General features: G+C 46.7%; 11 protein-coding genes. 7 read left to right on the plus strand and 4 right to left on the minus strand.

The window, feature by feature from the left end:
- Positions 1-4: 4 nt before the first annotated feature.
- Both Q5691_RS02565 and mdh read left to right on the plus strand, forming a co-directional pair.
- A complete protein-coding gene (locus tag Q5691_RS02565) occupies positions 5-220 on the plus strand; it encodes an NAD(P)H-quinone oxidoreductase subunit O (protein ID WP_333216349.1) in 216 nt (71 codons plus the stop codon).
- Between the two features lie 115 nt (positions 221-335).
- Positions 336-1289, plus strand: coding sequence for a malate dehydrogenase (gene mdh, locus Q5691_RS02570; protein WP_333343854.1), 954 nt, complete (start codon positions 336-338; stop codon positions 1287-1289).
- Between the two features lie 739 nt (positions 1290-2028).
- Here the strand turns inward: mdh and Q5691_RS02575 are convergent.
- Complete coding sequence (locus Q5691_RS02575) at positions 2029-2187, minus strand: hypothetical protein (RefSeq protein ID WP_333311659.1); 159 nt, start codon at positions 2185-2187, stop codon at positions 2029-2031.
- Between the two features lie 319 nt (positions 2188-2506).
- Between Q5691_RS02575 and Q5691_RS02580 the strand changes: the two genes are divergently transcribed.
- Positions 2507-7066, plus strand: coding sequence for a PAS domain S-box protein (locus tag Q5691_RS02580; RefSeq protein ID WP_333216249.1), 4560 nt, complete (start codon positions 2507-2509; stop codon positions 7064-7066).
- Positions 7067-7600: 534 nt separating this feature from the next.
- Here the strand turns inward: Q5691_RS02580 and Q5691_RS02585 are convergent.
- The gene (locus Q5691_RS02585; protein ID WP_333343855.1) at positions 7601-11731 is read right to left on the minus strand and encodes an EAL domain-containing protein; all 4131 of its coding nucleotides are present in this window, start codon (positions 11729-11731) and stop codon (positions 7601-7603) included.
- 462 nt (positions 11732-12193) lie between these two features.
- Between Q5691_RS02585 and acnB the strand changes: the two genes are divergently transcribed.
- From acnB to Q5691_RS02605, 4 genes are all read left to right on the plus strand, one after another.
- Positions 12194-14809, plus strand: a complete 2616-nt coding sequence (gene acnB, locus Q5691_RS02590) for a bifunctional aconitate hydratase 2/2-methylisocitrate dehydratase (protein WP_333216252.1) — start codon at positions 12194-12196, stop codon at positions 14807-14809.
- A gap of 69 nt (positions 14810-14878) precedes the next feature.
- Positions 14879-15292: a hypothetical protein gene (locus Q5691_RS02595; protein ID WP_333311663.1), complete on the plus strand. Its 414-nt coding sequence runs from the start codon at positions 14879-14881 to the stop codon at positions 15290-15292.
- Positions 15289-15744 (plus strand): nucleic acid-binding protein, encoded by a 456-nt coding sequence (locus tag Q5691_RS02600; RefSeq protein WP_333343856.1) that lies wholly within the window; start codon positions 15289-15291, stop codon positions 15742-15744. Before Q5691_RS02595 ends, Q5691_RS02600 begins: the two co-directional genes overlap by 4 nt.
- A gap of 85 nt (positions 15745-15829) precedes the next feature.
- Positions 15830-16210, plus strand: a complete 381-nt coding sequence (locus tag Q5691_RS02605; protein WP_445304801.1) for a cupin domain-containing protein — start codon at positions 15830-15832, stop codon at positions 16208-16210.
- A 196-nt stretch (positions 16211-16406) separates the two neighbouring features.
- Here Q5691_RS02605 and Q5691_RS02610 read toward each other — a convergent pair whose 3' ends face one another.
- Positions 16407-17063 carry a pentapeptide repeat-containing protein gene (locus Q5691_RS02610; protein ID WP_333210199.1) on the minus strand — a complete coding sequence of 219 codons (657 nt, stop codon included), beginning with the start codon at positions 17061-17063 and terminating at the stop codon, positions 16407-16409.
- Positions 17064-17224: 161 nt separating this feature from the next.
- Positions 17225-18874 carry an ABC transporter substrate-binding protein gene (locus Q5691_RS02615; RefSeq protein WP_333343878.1) on the minus strand — a complete coding sequence of 550 codons (1650 nt, stop codon included), beginning with the start codon at positions 18872-18874 and terminating at the stop codon, positions 17225-17227.
- Positions 18875-19000 lie beyond the last annotated feature (126 nt).

A 19000-nucleotide genomic window follows, 5' to 3' on the forward strand; every position in this document is an offset into this window, starting at 1 on the left:
AGTTATGGCAATCAAGAAAGGCAGTATAGTTCGCGCTGTACGCGAAAAATTGGAAAACAGTCTAGAAGCCCAAGCCAGCGACCAGCGCTTTTCCTCCTATATATTTGAAACAAAGGGCGAAGTGATGGATGTTCGCGGCGACTATGCCTTCGTCAAATTTGGCAAAGTTCCCACCCCGAATATTTGGCTGCGGGTAGACCAACTCGAAGATTTTAAGTAACTCACCACAACTAAACCTCACTGTTCTTAATGTAGCGAAGGGTGCACACCGCGCACCTTTCCCAATTAAGTTGATTGCTAAAATCTAAAATCTAAAATCTAAAATCTAAAACCCAATGAATTCTCCATCAAACCGCGTATCAATTATTGGTGCAGGCAAAGTCGGCAGTACGTTAGCCCAGCGAATTGCTGAGAAAAATCTGGCAGATGTAGTATTGCTAGATATTGTGGAGGGTTGGCCGCAGGGCGTTGCTTTGGATTTGATGGAAGCCAGGGGAGTGGAACGCCACGATCGCCAAATTGTCGGTACAAATAATTATACAGATACGGCAAACTCAAATATCATCGTAATTGCCGCCGGAGTGCCGCGCAAACCCGGTATCAATCGGGAAGATTTAATTAAAATCAATGCTCGAATTGTCACCCAAGCCACAAAACAGGCGATCGAGCATTCTCCCGAAGCAATCTTAATCACAGTCACAAATCCCCTAGATATCATGACTTATTTAGCTTGGGAAGCTGCAGATTTGCCCAAACACCGAGTCATGGGGATGGGGGGAGTTCTCGACTCCGCCCGCTTTCAAACTTTTATTGCCATGGAATTGGGCGTTTCAATTGCTGAGGTCAATGCCACTGTCATCGGTTCTCATGGCGATTTGATGGTTCCTTTGCCCCGCTATTCTACTGTCAACGGTATTCCCATCAATCAACTTATGGATGCTGGGGCGATAGATCGACTCGTACAGCGGACTCGCCACGGCGGCGCAGAAATTGTAGAATTGATGAAGACTGGTAGTGCTTATTTTGCACCCGCATCTTCTGTCTGTTTGATGGTAGAATCTATCTTATTTAATCAGTCGCGACTCTTGCCTTGCTGCGTTTATTTGCACGGCGAATACGGTGTGCAAGATATCTTTTTAGGAGTGCCCTGCCGCTTGGGAACTCAGGGAGTCGAACAATTAGTGGAACTCGAACTCAGCGATACTGAAAGAGCATCCTTTATCGAGTCGGGCAAATTGGTTGCCCAAAATATTGAGGAAGCGAAGGCAATACTGAAAACTGCTTCTTAAGCTGTCGAGTATTTAAATTACATATTGTCTGTTCCCCGTTTCCCGTTTCCTGTTCCTTTTCACCAAATTCTCACACCCTATTGAAATGCACAACAGCTTAAGCTTGTAGCAATTCGTCAATCGCAGCAGCCGATCGCTCGTCGCTTCAATATAATAATTTATACTGAGTATGACAGTGCGATCGCTCTTTCGTAAGTTGGCTTCGAGGATTTAAACCTCGCTTTGATAAATATTTTAATCATGCTTGTTATGCTGTATTTCACAAGCAGAAAATTGGCAGCAAAAAACCGATAAATAAACCCAAGATTGTACCATAAAAAATGTGGTAATAGAGCAAAAAATTGCAAAAGCAAGTATTTTTTTTCGCGACAATGGCATCGAAATTTATCTAAAAATTTAAGCAATAATCTTCCATGTTTTCTTTACTAAACCAACCAGCAGTTGGTTTTGGGTTATCTCTCAATCACCATAGTAGAGCCTTTCTCAGTAACATGAGGTGCACGCTTGATAAGCGGGCATAGGGCATAGGCATCCGTCGGCATAGGCATCCGTCGGCATAGGGTATACCTCACCAAGATTGAGAACTGCTATATGCCAGAACCACACGGTTGCACTTTAGAGGTAGAAATGCGAGTTTATACGAAATTTATCCTTTTGGCGGTAATAATAAAAAGGTGACAATCGCAACCGAAGGCGAGCCGAAAAAATGTCAAAATTATTCAGAGACACTGGGAGCATCTCATATTTGTAAAAACACTTCTTCCGGCTTCTTCCTTCTTCCTCTTTCCCCGCAGCAAGAGAGCCTCAAAACTCCAATTTCTACCTTGCCTGCTTTCATTGAGATGCTCCCGATACGCTCCTCCCGATCGCGCAATGGAACCGGGTTTATTGTTTCCACTTTCGGAGTTTCCCTGAGTTAATTACGTTAATAAACCGGGTTTATGTGTAAGTTTTGTTAGCATTATTATCAATAATTGAAAATTAATCAAGTAGCAAATTATGCCACCTTTTCAGTAAATATACGGGAGCTAAGATGGTCTATTGACCTCTAAATCTCGAAAAAATACGGAAATGCAGTGTGAGTAACTGCTAAGTGCTAGCAGAAGGAGGAGAATAGGTTCTTTGCCTTTTTGAGTTACCAGGCTCAACTTGCAGAGCGCTATTGAGATGCCATCAACCTCGATACCAAAACGCAAAATAACTAAATAAAAAGCATTATGTTTCATGAATACCTGTATCACGAAGTCTGCAACCTGCGCGAGAAACTAGCTCACCTAGAAAGACAAACGCAGTCTCAAACCTGGTTCAAAAAGCTGCAAGCGCTGATGGGAGTTATTAGCAAAATTCGTGAATCCCTAGACTTAGAAACAATATTCAAAATCACAGCCACCGAAGTTCGGCAACTCCTAAATGCCGATCGAGTCGCCGTCTACCGCTTTCTTCCCGAATCGGAATGGAATGAGGGCGAAGTAGTGTCCGAAGACGTACTGCCCCAATACAGCCCATCTTTGGGAACCAGAGTCCGCGACTACTGCTTCGGCGAACAATTTGCCACCAACTATGCCAAAGGATACGTTCAAGCAGTCACGGACATTTACAAAGCCCGGTTAAGTCCTTGTCACCTCAAAATCCTCAAGCGATTTCAAATCCGAGCCAACTTAGTCGTACCCCTACTGCAAGGGCAACACCTGTGGGGATTACTGTGCATTCACTCCTGCGGTCAACCCCGCCAGTGGCAAGAAGACGAAATCGAATTTGCCAGACAAGTAGGCGACCATTTAGCAGTTGCCATCTACCAAGCCGAACTGCACTTGCAAACCCAGAGGCAAATAGCAGAAATTGAATCCACGCAGCAGAAACTCCGCGACAGCGAGCAAAAATATCACCAAATTCTCGATTCGATCGGCGATATGGTATTAGTCAAAGGCCCCAAATCCAAAATTGTTTGGGCCAATCAAGCATTCCGCGACTATTACGGCATGACTGAAGAAGAACTTCAAGACATCGTAGACGCACCTTTCGCAGATCCCGACAATACTCTCCAGTACATCAAAGATGACGCCTTCGTATTTGAAACCGGACAGACTTTGCAAATTTCCGAAGAACCGGTGACGCGCTACGACGGAGAAGTGCGGCTGTTCAGCACCGTCAAAACACCGATCCGCAGCGAAAACGGCGAAATCGTCATGACTGTCGGCGTCTCCCGCGATATGACGGAACGCAAAAAAGCAGAAGAAGCCGTCAAAGCCAGCGAAAGCAAATACCGCAGCCTGGTAGAAACCTCCCAAGACATGATTTGGTCGGTCGATGCCATCGGGCGCTACACCTTCGTCAACCCAGCAGTTAAGTACATCTACGGTTACGAACCAGAAGAAATGATCGGTCGGCCGTTCTCCGACTTTGTGACACCAGAACAAAGCCAGAAAGATTTAGAAGTTTTCGCCCGGTTGTTTGCCGGAGAATCACTTTTCCAGTACGAAACCACCCAAATCGCCAAAGACGGCAGCATGAAACATTTAATGTTTAACGCCCTTGCCCTCTACGACGAAACCGGAAACTTCCTAGGCACCACTGGTACAGCCGCCGACATTACCGATCGCAAGCGAGCAGAAGCAGCCTTACAACACGCCAACGCAGAACTAGAGCGTAGAGTAGAAGCACGCACGGCAGAACTGCGACAGACTTTTGCCGCACTCACTGCCAGCGAAACCAAGTTTCGGACGATCGCGGCCACCATCCCCGGAGCTCTGTTCCAATTTTGCAGCAGCCAGGGAGTGTGGAGAGTTGACTACATGAGCGATCGCATCTTCGATATTACCGGCGTCACAGCAGCAGAAATGATGGGAGACATTACCTGCTTCATTTCCCGCGTCCACCCCGAAGACTTGGAAAGCCACCTCGCTTCCGTCAACGAAGCCGTAGTAAACCTCTCTCCCTGGCACTATGAAGGGCGGTTAGTCAAGCCCGACGGTGAGATTCGCTGGTGGCAGGGCGACTCCATGCCCACCCGCAACGAAAATGGCGAGATAGTATTTTGCGGTGTCCTGCTCGACATCACCGATCGCAAAGTTGCCGAAACCGCCATCCGCAATAGCCAGCGACAGCTCAAAGAAGCCCAGAGACTCGCCCATGTCGGCAATTGGGAACTCGACGCAGCCACCGAAACCCTCACTTGGTCGGAAGAACTTTTCCGTATCTTCGGGCTCGAACCGGCCCCCATCGCGCCCAACCTAGCCGAACAGGTAGCTCTGATTCATCCAGAAGATTTGGAATTGTGGCAAACTCAAGTGCAGCAGGGACTCTCAACAGGCATCCCTTTTGACTTTGACTTTCGCCTTTACCGTCCCGACGGCATCTTGCGACACGTGAACGCCGTGGGCAGAGCCGAAACCGATGTGAACGGCAATGTGGTAAAACTGTTCGGTACGGTAATCGATATTACCGATCGCAAAGTGGCCGAAGCAGCACTGCGGCAAGCAGCAGTCGAGTTAGAAGACAGAGTGAGCGATCGCACGGCCGAACTTTCCCAAGCAGTCACCCAATTAGAACAAGAAATTGGTGATCGAAAAGAAGCAGAAGCCGCCCTACAAGTTTCCGAACAAAACCTGCGAACCATATTTAACAATGTCTACGATGCTATCTTCATTCATGATTTAGAAGGAAATATTCTCGATGTCAATAATCGAATGTTAGAAATGTACGGAGTGAGCCAGGAAGAAGCAACAAAATTATCACTTAAAAACGACTATTCAAGCGCCGACAATCCCATTGAACAAATGGGAGAACTTTGGGAAAGAGTATTAGCAGGCGAAACAGGTCGCGTGGAATGGAAAGTGAGGCGCCCCCACGACGGTTCAACTTTTGATGCAGAAATTGCCCTGTCAAGAATTCATCTCAACGGCAATCTGAGCATCATTGCTAACGTCCGAGATATTAGCGATCGCAAACAGGCAGAAGCAGAACTCCAACACGCCCAACAGTTTATGGAGTCCGTACTCAAAACCATACCCGTAGGAGTGGTTGCCAAGGATGCTCAAGAACTGCGGTTTGTTCTGTGGAACCCAGTAGCTGAACATTTACTCGGTTTCAGTGCAGCAGAAGTGATCGGCAAAAATGATTACGACTTTTTCCCAACAGAACAAGCTGATTTTTTCACCGCAAAAGACCGGGAAGTGCTCAACAGCGGGCAAATTGTAGAAATCGCCGAAGAAGAGATTGAAACGCGACAAGGAGAAACGCGGATATTTCATACCAAGAAAACAGCAATACTCGATGCTGATGGCAAACCGCAATATCTATTAGCTGTCACCGAAGACATTACCGATCGCAAGCGGGGAGAAATTGCCTTGAGGCGATCGGAAGCCCGACTCAGACAGCAGGCAGATCGAGAAAAATTGCTCAACAGTCTCACCGCTCAAATTCGCAATTCCCTCGATTTCGACAGCATCATTGCTGTCGCCGTCCAAGAAATTCGCGCTTTCCTGCAGATCGATCGCTGCAATTTTGCCTGGTATCGTGGCGACGGGGAGGATGCTTTCTGGGAAATTATTAAAGAATCTCGCCTCCCCGAACTTCCCGATTTAATAGGTTGCTATCAAGCTTCCGACTTAGGTTCTATGGGAGAAAAACTCTTGCATATGGAAATGCTGCTGGTGGATGATGTCGAAACAGTGGCAGATCATGTTTGGAGAAAATCTCTTAACTCTCTGGGCTACCGATCTGTGTTGGCAATTCCGATACAGGCACTTTCGGGAGTAGTGAGCGTTGTTACCTGCGCCCACTCCGCTGCTGTGCGACCCTGGAGTGAGGGCGAAGTAGAATTATTACAAGCAGTTACAGTTCAATTGGCGATCGCCCTCAACCAAGCCGATCTTTACGCCCAAACTCGCAATAAAGCTCGCGAATTAGAGAAAACTTTGCAGAAATTAACCAGCACTCAATCGCAGTTAATTCAAAATGAAAAAATGTCAAGTCTCGGTCAACTTGTGGCAGGAGTCGCCCACGAAATCAACAACCCAGTTAACTTTATTTACGGCAATCTCAGCCACGCCAACGACTATACCCAAGACTTGCTACACCTGATCGAACTTTACCAAAACCACTATCCCGATCCAGTCCCGGAAATTCAAGAGGAAGTAGAGAAAATTGAACTTGAATTTCTAATGGAAGACTTGCCCAAGTTACTTTCTTCAATGAAAGTCGGTGCAGATAGAATTCAACAAATTGTTGCTTCTCTCCGCACATTTTCCCGCATGGACGAAGCAGAAATGAAAGCCGTCAACATCCACGAGGGCATAGATAGCACCCTGATGATTTTGCAGCACCGCCTCAAAGCTAAACACAATCATCCCGAAATTGAGGTGATTAAAGAATACGCTCAATTGCCCTTAGTAGAATGTTATGCCGGACAGTTAAATCAAGTATTTATGAACATCTTGAGCAATGCTTTGGATGCTTTGGAAGAACGGGATCAGCGCCGTTCTGCTGAGGAAATGCGGCAAAAGCCCAGCAACATCCGCATCCGCACTGAAATATCGCCAGCGGGCAAAGTAATCATTCGGATTGCTGACAACGGGCCGGGAATACCGGAGACTGTCGGCACTCGGCTTTTTGACCCGTTTTTTACCACTAAACCTGTCGGTAAAGGCACTGGGATGGGCTTGTCAATTAGCTATCAAATTGTTACAGACAGACACAACGGGTCGCTCAAATGCACTTCTTCGCCGGGACAGGGTACAGAATTGGCGATCGAGATTCCCCTCAAAGCTAATTGTTAATAGGGAATTGGTAAGTTGTAATTGGCAATTGGCAATTGCGAAAGCCTTACTGTGCCTAAGTTGTGTAATTTTAAACCAAATAAAATCCGGTAGCATAGTCGGGCGTAAAATCTACTCAATACTCAACAATCACGGACCCTACAAGCGGAATTTAACTCACTCATCTGCGTTAATCTGTGTTAATCTGTCCTCATCTGCGGTTTAAAAAAGAGAATGTATTAACCGCCGATGACAAGGGATTAACGCGGATTCACGCAGATGAAGAATTCCGATACTAACAGATTTGATATCATTTCCGGTTACACTCCTTATGATGTTGACGGTTGACGGTTGACTGTTCACGGAGTCAACAGTCAACCGTCAACAGTGAACTCGAATTTACTATTGCGATGCTAACGGATTTGATATGATATCATCACGTAAAATCTAATTTTGATGCACCATTTATTCCCTGGTGCATCTGTTTTGAGATTAGGAGTTTGTAGCAAAAATGTCTTCACGGGGTGAGGCACCCTTTACCAATCTGTACCTCAATCAGTCCATAATTGCTATATTACCCAGACTTATCAAGATTTCTGTCACGGCAGAACTTTCCAAAGGTTTAGAAAACCAATATCCCTGAGCTAATTCGCAGTCTAGTTCTCGAAGCTGTGCTAACTGTTCGGCTGTCTCTACACCTTCGGCGATCGCATTTAATCCCAAATTGTGAGCCAAAGTTACGATCGCCCGCACAATCTGCAAAGGCTGACCCCCATCGTCACCATTTTCGACAGCCCCCAAGCGGCTCACAAAAGATCGATCGATCTTCAGTGTATCCAGGGGAAAACGGTGCAAGTAACTTAAAGACGAATAGCCAGTACCGAAATCGTCGATCGACAATCGAATATTTCTACTTTTTAATTGGGATAGCACAATATTGGCTTTCTTGACATTTTCCACGATCGCACTTTCAGTAATCTCCAATTTTAAACAGCTCGGATCGCAGCCAGTTTCTGCTAAAATTTCATCGATTTCCTCGATTAAATTCGGCATACCTAACTGTTTAGGAGAGAGATTGACGCTCATTGTTAATTGCGAAGGAGCAATAATTGGTAATTTAAAATTCGGAATTAGTACCTGGGCAGTTGTACTGAACGTAGCCGAAGAGTTGGTAATTGGGAATTGGGAATTGGTAATAGATGAGTGGAAATCGCTAATCGGGAATTGGTAACTCGGAATTGGTAATTTTTTACTGATTCTTTCTTCCCTGTGACCAATACTGGGGGTACACTCAGTAAAAGTTCCGTGTTCCTCATGCCCTGTATCTGTTACATCACTTAACTCCCCTACATTACCCGTTGCCATCTTCCCTGTTGTTACCCTGAGCGAAATCGAAGCGCCTTCTTCCTTCTTGTTACCCTCAAGGACTTGCCCTGAGTGCAGCCGAAGCGAGTCGAAGGGCATTGTTCCAACTTCCATTGGACTTCTTCCCTGTTGCTCGGTTAACATTTCTTGCCAAATCCGCAATTGCTGACAAGCTTCCCGCAACACCCAGGCTCCCAGGGGCACGATCAAACCTGTTTCTTCAGCTACAGGGATAAAAGTAGACGGCGGAACTAGACCCCGAACCGGGTGGTGCCAGCGCACCAAGGCCTCAAAACCTTCGAGCGCACCGCTGGCGATCGAAACAATCGGTTGGTAGTGCACAATAAAGTGCGAACATTGATCCTTGCTCTCTCCTAATTCCTCCTTGCCCAAAATAGCCAAACGCAGATCAGTTTCTAACTGCAACAGCGACATAGTTTGGTCGTGCATTGCCAAATTAAACACTTCGTGGCGGGCCTTACCCAAAGCTTTAGCGCGGTACATAGCGATGTCAGCATCGCGTAGGAATTCTTCCGGGTGAGTGTACGAATTTAATTCGCCACTGGCGGTGGCTTCGCCTCGACTGAAAACAATGCCAATGCTAGCGGTGGTAAATACTTCGTGCCCTTCGAGATGAAACGGCTTCGTCAGTTCTTTTTGTATCTTTTTAGCTGCGAGGGTGGCGTCGCTGAGGCTCTGAATGTGATCTAGTAGGATGGTGAATTCGTCTCCCCCCAGTCGGGCGACGGTATCCGAAACCCGGACGCAGGTTTGCAGTCGCTGGGCGAGGGCGATTAGCAGTTTGTCTCCTAAAACGTGTCCTAAAGAATCATTAACTACTTTGAAGCGGTCTAAATCTAGGAAAAGTAAACCAAATTTGTAATCGGGGGACTGATTGGATCGGCGGATGGCTTGTCCTAGCCTGTCGATGAACAAAACCCGGTTGGGCAAACCCGTCAGCGCATCGTGAAAAGCGCCGTGCAGCAGTTGCCGTTCTACTCGCTTGCGCTCGGTGACATCTCGGATAATAATCTGGCCGGCCGTCGAGCCTTGATAAATAGCGGGGATGCCGGCCATTTCAACGTCTATTATTTGTCCGTCGAGCCGCATCAGTTTTTGTTCGGCAAGGTCGAGTGGCTGATTTTCTATCTCGACTAGCCGAATGCGTTCTGTGGCTATTTGCACATAGTTTGGATGGACGAAATGCAATATGGGAAAGCCAATCAGCGCTTCGGGAGAACTCGCACCGAGGAGTTTCGCGCCGGCAGCATTGATGTAGGCGATTTTCCCTTGACTGTGAACGGCGATCGCTTCGGGAGATAGTTCTACTAAACGGCGATAGCGTTCTTCACTTTCTTTGAGAGATACTATCAACTCGCATCGCTCTTTTTCAGCTTGCTGGCGTTCGACTTCCATTTGGTGAACTGCCAGAATTTTGCCAATACTTTGAGCCATCAATTCTATAATTTCTATTTCCTCATACTTGAACTTTCTTTTTTTTATTTCTGGCGAACTAAAACTTAAAGTTCCGTAGGTTTTATTGTTAACAAATATCGGCGTTCCGATGTAAGATTCTGATTTGCAGCTTTGATAAGCTGGATGTTCGCGCATCTCTACGTCTGCTCCTATATGAGAATACGCAACTGTCTTGTTGAGCTTAATGACTGCGGCGCAGTAAGTATCGCTGAGGTTCAATTCTAAGCCTCGTACGAAGTATCCTAAATCTGTTTTCGCTGCCTGGACAATAAAAGTTTCGCTCTCAACTTCAGCCATGATCCCTATAGAAAGTCCGAACATCAAACAGCCTGCTGTTAGATAATCGTCAACCCGGTCTTCAAAGTTTTGATAATGATAAGTTGTAATCCGGTGCAAGTGTTTGAGATTAGCGCTAAAAGCTGCTAAAGCTTGAGAATTTAAAAATAATTCTTCTTCCGAGCGCTGGCGGTCGGTAATGTCTGTTTGCACTCCAATAAAGTGGGTTAAGTGTCGCCGCGAGTTGTAAACTGGAGCGATCGACAGTTCGTGCCAAAAAGGGGTACCGTCTTTCCGAAAGTTGCGTAATATAACTTGAGCTTCTCTGCCTTCTTCAATCGCAATTCGCAATTCTTTGGCAGCGGGGGTGTCAGTGTCTGTGCCCTGCAAAAATCGGCAATTTTTTCCCATTAACTCGTCTCTGCGATAACCCGTAATCCGCTCAAAACTGGGATTGACATAAATAATCGGATTATCTGCAACGGTTGCGTCGGTGATTGCAATGCCGTTGCTGCAACTTTCGATCGCCCGTTCCATCATTTGTAAGCGCTCTTGCGATATAATGCGCTCGATCGCCGCAGCTAACACATTGGCGATCGCTTCTACAAAATAAACGTCATCTTGACTGAAAACCCGCCCTTGGCTGGTATGAACCCCCAAAATGCCCCAAGCCTGCGAGGATGAACTGTCCGCTGGTTCTACTTGTCCCCAGTTCCTCCCCAGTCCCCGATTGCCGGGAATGATCACAGTAACGCCGCTGACAGCCCGGTGGTTATGCAGTAGCGGCAACTCGCTAAAGCGCGTTTCCACCCGCAAATCTTCGACGATTGTCGGTTCGCCCACTAGCAATGTGTAACCTGCTTGCGATCGGGCAGAAGCCGCAACAGTAGCGCTGCCGACGAGGCCCGGCTGCCAGCCAACCCCCGCTCGCAGCATAAAAGCATGACCAGAGGGCAACAGTTCTAACACCTGGCAATAATCAACGTCCAGGGTTTGAGCAATTAAAACCGCAGCTTTGTCCATCAGTGCGGACAAATCTGTTTCGGCCAGGGCCTGCTGCCCCAAGTAAGCGACGGCCGCTTGCTGGCGGGCTCGCGAGTGGATTGACGTGAGCAATTCCTGCTCCTTGGCGGCCACTCGCTTCCGATCCGTAATGTCGGTGAACGCTGACAGAACAGCTTTCCCCGACACCAATGTCAGATACCGCATCGATACACTCGCCCAAAACAGCGTGCCGTCAGCTTTTTTAAGCCGGACTTCTGTCTCGCGGACGTGTCCGTTGCGGGCGAGCCGCAACAGCAATTCCTGGCGCTCTGCAGGTTTGTGGTAGAGCATTTCAGCTTTGTGGCGGTCGATCGACTTAAATCCTGTGAACCCGAAAGCCTGACGACATAAATCGTTACTATAAAGAATTGTGCCATCCGCCAGACTGCTGACAATCAGGGGTATGGGCATCGAGTTGGCGATCGTCAGCAGTAATTCTTTGGTTCCTTGCAGCTCTTTGTACAAGTCTGGCTTGGAGGCCCAGCCGTGACAGTTTTCAGAGTTTTCAGGGATAAAACTTTCCATTTTTTAATCGATCCATTAGCAGGACAACTTTTTTAAACTTGTGGTCAATCAATACTGCGGACGATTTTTAATGGGCATTCGTAGAATAAAAGTTTCAAGTCGATTCGCCAATGGAGCTACCAACGGAAAATCAATGGTTTCAGACTACGAACTAAAAACAGTCCAGATTATTGGTAAATGACGATTTCAGATGCGGAGGAGGATCTACAGTAGCCCACAACACATTAATCTTAACCAGAACTATGCAACTGAAGGCCCCTAAACTGCTCGGCTGAAGTTTGATACGCTGCTCTCCCGTTAAAGACCACATCTGTCTTTGGTATGAAAATCTACTGTTTTTAAAGTTGCGTTAAGTTTTTATAAGAGCGAGGTACTTTACCCAATGTGCAGCGGAAGCTCCTAATCTAAAAAGTAAAGTCACCTACAAACAACCACCGAATACTATCCGAGGAGAGAGGAGAAATGCTTGAATCTTACCGCCGTACCGCTGCCGAACGGGCTCATGAGGGAATTCCACCGCTGCCGCTAGACGCCCAGCAAACGTCGGAACTGTGTGAACTGCTGAAAAATCCGCCGGCTGGAGAAGAAGAAACCTTAATAGAATTATTGCGCGATCGCGTCCCCCCAGGCGTAGACAGCGCCGCCTACGTCAAAGCTGGTTTTTTAACTGGCATTGCTAAAGGCGAAATCCACAGCCCCCTAATTGCTCCCAAATGGGCAGTTTACCTGCTGGGGACAATGATGGGCGGTTACAACGTCCAATCTTTAATCGATTTGCTCAACCCCACTGCCGAAGTCGCTATTCCCGCCACCGCCGCCCGGGCACTGAGCAAAACGTTGTTAGTATTCGACGCTTTCCACGACGTTATAGCTTTGTCTGATACCAATCCCTACGCCAAGCAGGTAGTCGATTCTTGGGCGGATGCCGAGTGGTTTACAGGCCGTCCTGTATTGCCAGAAGCGATTACCGTTACAGTCTTTAAAGTTCCTGGAGAAACCAATACTGACGACTTGTCGCCTGCACCTCATGCTACCACGCGACCGGACATTCCTCTACACGCTTTGGCGATGCTCGAAAGTAAGATGCCTGGGGCTTTGCAAACCATTGCAGACTTGAAGCAAAAAGGTCATCCCGTAGCCTATGTTGGTGATGTTGTCGGTACCGGTTCGTCACGGAAATCGGCGATTAATTCCGTGCTCTGGCACATTGGCAATGATATTCCGTTTGTGCCGAACAAGCGCAGTGGCGGTTATATTTTAGGAGGTGCGATCGCGCCGATCTTCTTCAATACCGCTGAAGATTCCGGCGCATTGCCGATCGAATGCGATGTTTCCCAAATGGAAACAGGAATGGTAATTACCATCCATCCTTACAAAGGCGAAATCACCAACGAAACCGGAGAAATCATCTCCACCTTCACCCTGAAACCCGACACAATCTTAGACGAAGTTCGCGCAGGTGGCCGAATTCCGCTATTAATTGGAAGAACTTTAACCGACAAAACCCGCGCCGCTTTAGGACTAGAACCTAGCACTATTTTCACCCGTCCCACAATCCCAGTAGATACGGGCAAAGGCTTCACTTTAGCCCAAAAAATGGTAGGCAAAGCTTGTGGTTTGTCCGGCGTTCGTCCCGGTACATCTTGCGAACCAGTAATGACAACAGTCGGCTCGCAAGATACCACCGGGCCGATGACTCGAGACGAATTGAAAGAACTTGCTTGTTTGGGATTTAGCGCCGATTTGGTAATTCAAAGTTTCTGCCACACCGCCGCTTATCCCAAACCAGTTGATGTCAAAACTCACCATGAATTACCCGATTTCATGGCAGAGCGCGCCGGCATAGCTTTGCGCCCCGGAGACGGCATAATTCACTCCTGGCTGAATCGAATGTTATTGCCAGATACAGTGGGAACTGGCGGCGATTCTCACACTCGTTTTCCTTTGGGAATTTCCTTTCCTGCTGGTTCGGGATTGGTGGCATTTGCTGCAGCCTTGGGCGTTATGCCTTTGGATATGCCGGAATCAGTTTTAGTGCGCTTTAAAGGTGAATTGCAGCCCGGAGTAACGCTGCGGGATGTTGTTAATGCAATTCCCTATGTGGCAATTCAAAAAGGTTTGCTAACCGTCGCGAAACAGAACAAGAAAAACATCTTTTCTGGGCGGATTATGGAGATTGAGGGCTTGCCAGATTTGAAGGTCGAGCAGGCTTTTGAATTGACCGATGCGACTGCAGAGCGTTCTTGCGCTGGATGCACGATTAAATTGAGCGTGGAGACTGTTTCCGAGTACATTCGCTCCAATGTCGCGCTGCTGAAAAACATGGTGGCGCGGGGCTATCAAGATGCGCGGACGATGATGCGCCGGGTGGCGAAGATGGAGGCATGGCTGGCAAATCCGGTGCTGCTGGAGGCTGATGCTGATGCGGAATACGTTGAAATCATCGAAATCGATCTGAACGAGATTAAAGAGCCAATTGTGGCTGCTCCCAATGACCCGGATAATGTTAAGTTGTTGAGTGAGGTTGCGGGCGATCGCGTTGACGAAGTATTTGTCGGTTCTTGCATGACAAATATCGGTCACTACCGCGCCACTGCGAAGGTGTTGGAAGGTGCAGGGGAAGTGAAAACTCGCCTGTGGATTTGTCCGCCAACTCGGATGGATGAACAGCAACTCAAAGAAGAAGGTTATTACAGCATTTTTGGAGCCGCTGGAGCTCGCACAGAAATGCCCGGATGCAGTCTTTGTATGGGCAATCAAGCACGGGTTAAAGATGCGACAACGGTTTTTTCAACTTCTACTCGTAACTTTAACAATCGCATGGGCAAAGATGCTCAAGTTTATCTCGGTTCGGCGGAATTGGCGGCCGTTTGTTCGCTGTTAGGTCGCCTTCCTACAGTCAAAGAATACAATGACATTGTGTCGAAGAGAATCGATCCTTTTGCTGGTGATTTGTATCGGTATTTGAATTTTGATCAAATTGCTGGTTTTGAGGATGAAGGACGAGTTATTGCTTTGGAAGATATGCCTCGAATTGAGGATATTTTGGGGATTCCCGATGGTGTATTGAGCAAGTAAAAAGCGGGCGGGCGCTCGCCCGCCCTGTGTTTATAATATAAGTAAATGAGAGAAAGGAAAAAAGTAATTATGTCGGAACAAGTTTTAAGCAGCGAAAGCCCAGGTACTGTAAACTCCGCGCCCGAAACTCCTACGGTTGAAGACAAAGAGAGCGATCGCCCCTTAAGCCAGCCCATCGCGGAATTTCTCCGCGTAATTCAGCAAACTCCCAGAGAATATTGGCCGAATTTACTTCAGATAATGCGCTTATTTATGGAAACGGTGACAGTAAAGCCCGTATTGTCCGAGCCTCCCCAGACATCTGAGAAAATAGACATTACTAAACTGTCGCTGGAGGAACGGATACAAAGAAATCAAGGTGCAATTGAATTAATCAATTCATGGATTGAGGAGGGAGATGAACAAGAACAAACAGAAACCGCTGAATATCTCCGTAAAGCTTTAGATGAAGACCGCCTTTCTAATCGGCCATTATTCCCATGAGTAGAGTAATAATTCTCGACTCTGGCCCATTAGGAATGGTAACAAACCCTAAAGCATCCTCTGCTGAAATTCAAGAGTGCAAAGTTTGGCTAAACTCTTTAATGCGGAGGGGCGAAATAATAATTCTGCCTGAAATTGCTGACTACGAAGTGCGACGGGAGTTGATCCGCGCAGGTAAATTAGCAGGTATTCAACGGCTTGATGAATTGAAATTACAATTTACCTACCGTCCTTTGACTACAGAAGTAATGCTTTTGGCCGCTCAGTTGTGGGCTGATTCGAGAAGGAGAGGAAGACCAACCGCAGAACCTAATGCACTTGACGGGGATGTGATTTTGGCGGCTCAAGCAATATTGGAGGCAAGTGAAGGCAATGATGTGGTAATTGCTACAACAAATGTGGGGCATTTGTCGCAATTTGTTGATGCTCGCGAGTGGCGGCTAATTGAGTAATGTTTAAATCGATCGCACTTAGCCAATCCCTGCTATACTTTGAACTACAGATATTTTTGCAGACACCGTTGGCGAGATAAACAGGATGGTGGAAACAGTGGAGACAAGCGAAAAAATTGACGATCGCACACAAACCCGCTACTGGGGCCAAGTTACAGTCATAGACGCGGGCGATCGTTATAAGATCAATCGCATTGAAGTCAAGCCGGGGCATCACATCAGCACCCAAATGCACTATCACCGCAGCGAGCACTGGGTTGTCGTCTCCGGTACCGCTAAAGTTATCTGCGACGACAAAGAGACGATTCTCATGCAGAAACAGTCAACCTACGTTCCCATGAATACTGCTCATCGCGTAGAAAATCCCGGCGTTATTCCCTTGGTGATGATTGAAATCCAAAATGGTGAATACCTCGGCGATGATGACATTATCCGCTTCGCCCAGGATGCTCACGAGTCAGATTGATCCTAGATCCAAATTTGAAGCAATCGCAGACGCCTCGGAAAAGCTTCGCACACCGAACAATGACCTACGCTACGCAGCTACCGGAAACAAGATAAATACTATAATTGAAAATTTAGGGGCAATTTCAGAATAGCCCCTACATTATTATATTAACTTTGCTAAGCACCAGAATTTGATATAGCAATTGGCGATCGTCCTACGGCAAAGAAGCGTTTTTCAAATCTACATTTGCCATATTGGCATTCTTTAAATTAGCACCTGTCAAGTCCGAACCGTTCAAATTTGCACCGTTCAAATTTGCATTGGTCAAATTTGCATCTCGCAAGTTGACTCCCTGTACGTCTATTCCAGCCAAACTGCCACCTCTGAGGCTGACATTAGCTAAATTCGCTACAGACTGGCGAGCATTTTTCAGGTTAGCACCCGCCAAATTGGCGCTTTCTAAATTAGCGCCGATTAAATTAGCGCTGGTGAGGTTGGTATTTTTCAAAGTGGCAATCACTAAACCCGCCAGACTCAGATTAGCGCGAGTCAAATCAGCACCCTCCAAATTAGCCCCGTGCATTTTAGCCCCAATTAAACTCGCACCTTGCAATTTAGCTTGTTTTAGATTTGCTTCGTTCAGTTTGGCTTCGTCCAAATTTGCACCATTCAAATTTGCACCTCTGAGATTCGCACCGCTCAAATCTGCCCCGCTCAGATCAATACCAGCAAGCTGCGCTCCTGTCAAGTCACATTGGCTACATTTTTTAGTTTCTAATAATTGTTTGACTTGTGATACGTTTTCGGCCTTTACTCCCGATGCACAACCCATCACAATTAGCAGCCCTGTTGTTAAAATTCTCAGTTTCATATACCCACCCTCAGCAATATCTCTCTTTTAATAATATCCCACATCATTAAAGAGGTTAGGGTGATCAGTCTCTTTGATAAACTGTGACAATCATCACCCTATTGTGCACAAACTATGCAATAATTATTGACGTTTCAACTCCTCGAAATTCTTGTAAAGAATTATTGCTTTTTCAGGAACCAAAAAGGAAAAGATTGCGTCGGTTCGAGACGGACGCCGGTAATGCTGTTCTGAGCAAAAGTATAGTCCTTATCTTGCCAAAGAGGGATGAAAGGTACATCTTGACCCAGTATGTCTTGAATTTCGCCAAATAGGGCTTTGCGGGTTTCAGGGTTTGTTTCTTTGCGCTCCTTGTCGATCAGTTGATTTACCCGATCGCTATAATAAAACGAACCCTGACTTTGACTTTGACCCTTGGAGCAGCCCCCCGCCTCGGAACCTGTCGCACAATCTAAAAACGGGTGGATGTAATTGTCAGCGTCAAAAAAGTCGGCGGACCAATCCACTAAAACCGCAGGATAAATTCCCTTCTCTATGTTTTGAAACAAAGTCGGAGATTCCACGCTGTTAATTTCTACCTTCATTATCCCGTCCATTTTGAGTTTAGCTTGCGCCTCCATCATGCTCACCACTAAAGCTCGTTTTGTAGAAGCCGAAGCATACCAAATTGGCAGAACGAAAGGATTGGTGGCAGAGTATCCCGCTTTCGTTAAAAGTTCCTTAGCCTTTGTCGTGTTGGCATCACCGTAAAGTTCTTTAAAAACTGGTTTTTGAACGTCGAAGTTTGTGGGAATCAGACTGTAAAGCGGTTGTGCTTGTCCCCGCAGTACGCGCTCGTTAATCACCGGGCGATCCATCACTGCTGCGATAGCCTGTCTGACTTCTAACTTGTCCAGCGGTTTAGACTTGGTATTCAGCGTTATGTAATTAACCGTACTGCTTTCCCCCGCGATTTCCTGCCATTTCCCTTTTTTTGCTCCCTCGTCCAAGCTTTGAACTTGGTCTGCATCCAGAGACAAATAAGCCACATCAACGGCACCAGTCTGAAAAGTATTGAACAAATTTGACGAACTAGAAAGCAGCAAAATGTCAATTCCTTGATTAACCGGCTTTTCCCCCCAATACTTTTCAAACACGTCAAACTTGAGAGAATCGCTGCCGTACTTGGCCAGCTTGTAACGTCCAGTTCCCACAAACGTATCGGGTTTAAATTTACCCTGTCCAATCTCGTATGCTTTCGGAGAAACAGCACACATACCGGAAAATGTCAACAGGGAAGGAAAAGCAGAAAAAGGCTTTTTGAGTTGAAAAGTTAATTCGTATTCGCCCGTGGCTTTTACCGATTCTACTGCATCGCTCAACAACATAGCCGGACTGCCACCATTTTTGATAAACCGCTGCAAGGAAAATTCCATCGCTGCGGCGTTAAACGGTGTGTCGTCGTGAAAAATAACTCCTTGACGCAAGGGGATTGTATATGTCAATCCGTCTTGGCTAACTTTTGGCATTGCCGTCGCTAAGTGGGGGATTAACTCAGTAGTTCCCGACTTGTAAGTGTAGAGAGTGTCGCCCAAATTTCGCAGCAATTGTCCTGATAAGGTTTCGTAACCGTCCGCAGGGTCGATCGTCCGCAATTTCAAGGTTGTGCCAATAGTAACGCGGTTATTAGCATTTTCGCCACTTGCAGTCACCGATCGGCGTGATCCCTGTCCACAACTTGCAGTTAACAAGCAGCACAGAAAGAACAGAGCTATCGCTTTAATCACTGAAGGTTTTATATGTATTCTAGGCTGGTGCTTGTTAATTCCCATCGTTTTTTTTGACACTCCAAATTATTGATTATATTATCAGGACTTACGCGCTTTTAAACTAGAAACCGGATTTATTGATAGATTCTCCTGTAATACAAATATCGCTGCCTAACCAGAGCAAGTTAA

This window comes from Microcoleus sp. w1-18aA5, assembly GCF_036701705.1.
GTDB lineage: Bacteria > Cyanobacteriota > Cyanobacteriia > Cyanobacteriales > Microcoleaceae > Microcoleus.

Coding starts and splice junctions, on each gene's coding strand:
- acnB (WP_333216252.1), top strand. CDS start 12,194: ATGCTTGAATCTTACCGCCGTACCGCTGCCGAACGGGCTCATGAGGGA.
- Q5691_RS02610 (WP_333210199.1), bottom strand. CDS start 17,063: ATGAAACTGAGAATTTTAACAACAGGGCTGCTAATTGTGATGGGTTGT.
- Q5691_RS02595 (WP_333311663.1), top strand. CDS start 14,879: ATGTCGGAACAAGTTTTAAGCAGCGAAAGCCCAGGTACTGTAAACTCC.
- mdh (WP_333343854.1), top strand. CDS start 336: ATGAATTCTCCATCAAACCGCGTATCAATTATTGGTGCAGGCAAAGTC.
- Q5691_RS02600 (WP_333343856.1), top strand. CDS start 15,289: ATGAGTAGAGTAATAATTCTCGACTCTGGCCCATTAGGAATGGTAACA.
- Q5691_RS02615 (WP_333343878.1), bottom strand. CDS start 18,874: ATGGGAATTAACAAGCACCAGCCTAGAATACATATAAAACCTTCAGTG.
- Q5691_RS02585 (WP_333343855.1), bottom strand. CDS start 11,731: ATGGAAAGTTTTATCCCTGAAAACTCTGAAAACTGTCACGGCTGGGCC.
- Q5691_RS02580 (WP_333216249.1), top strand. CDS start 2,507: ATGTTTCATGAATACCTGTATCACGAAGTCTGCAACCTGCGCGAGAAA.
- Q5691_RS02605 (WP_445304801.1), top strand. CDS start 15,830: ATGGTGGAAACAGTGGAGACAAGCGAAAAAATTGACGATCGCACACAA.
- Q5691_RS02565 (WP_333216349.1), top strand. CDS start 5: ATGGCAATCAAGAAAGGCAGTATAGTTCGCGCTGTACGCGAAAAATTG.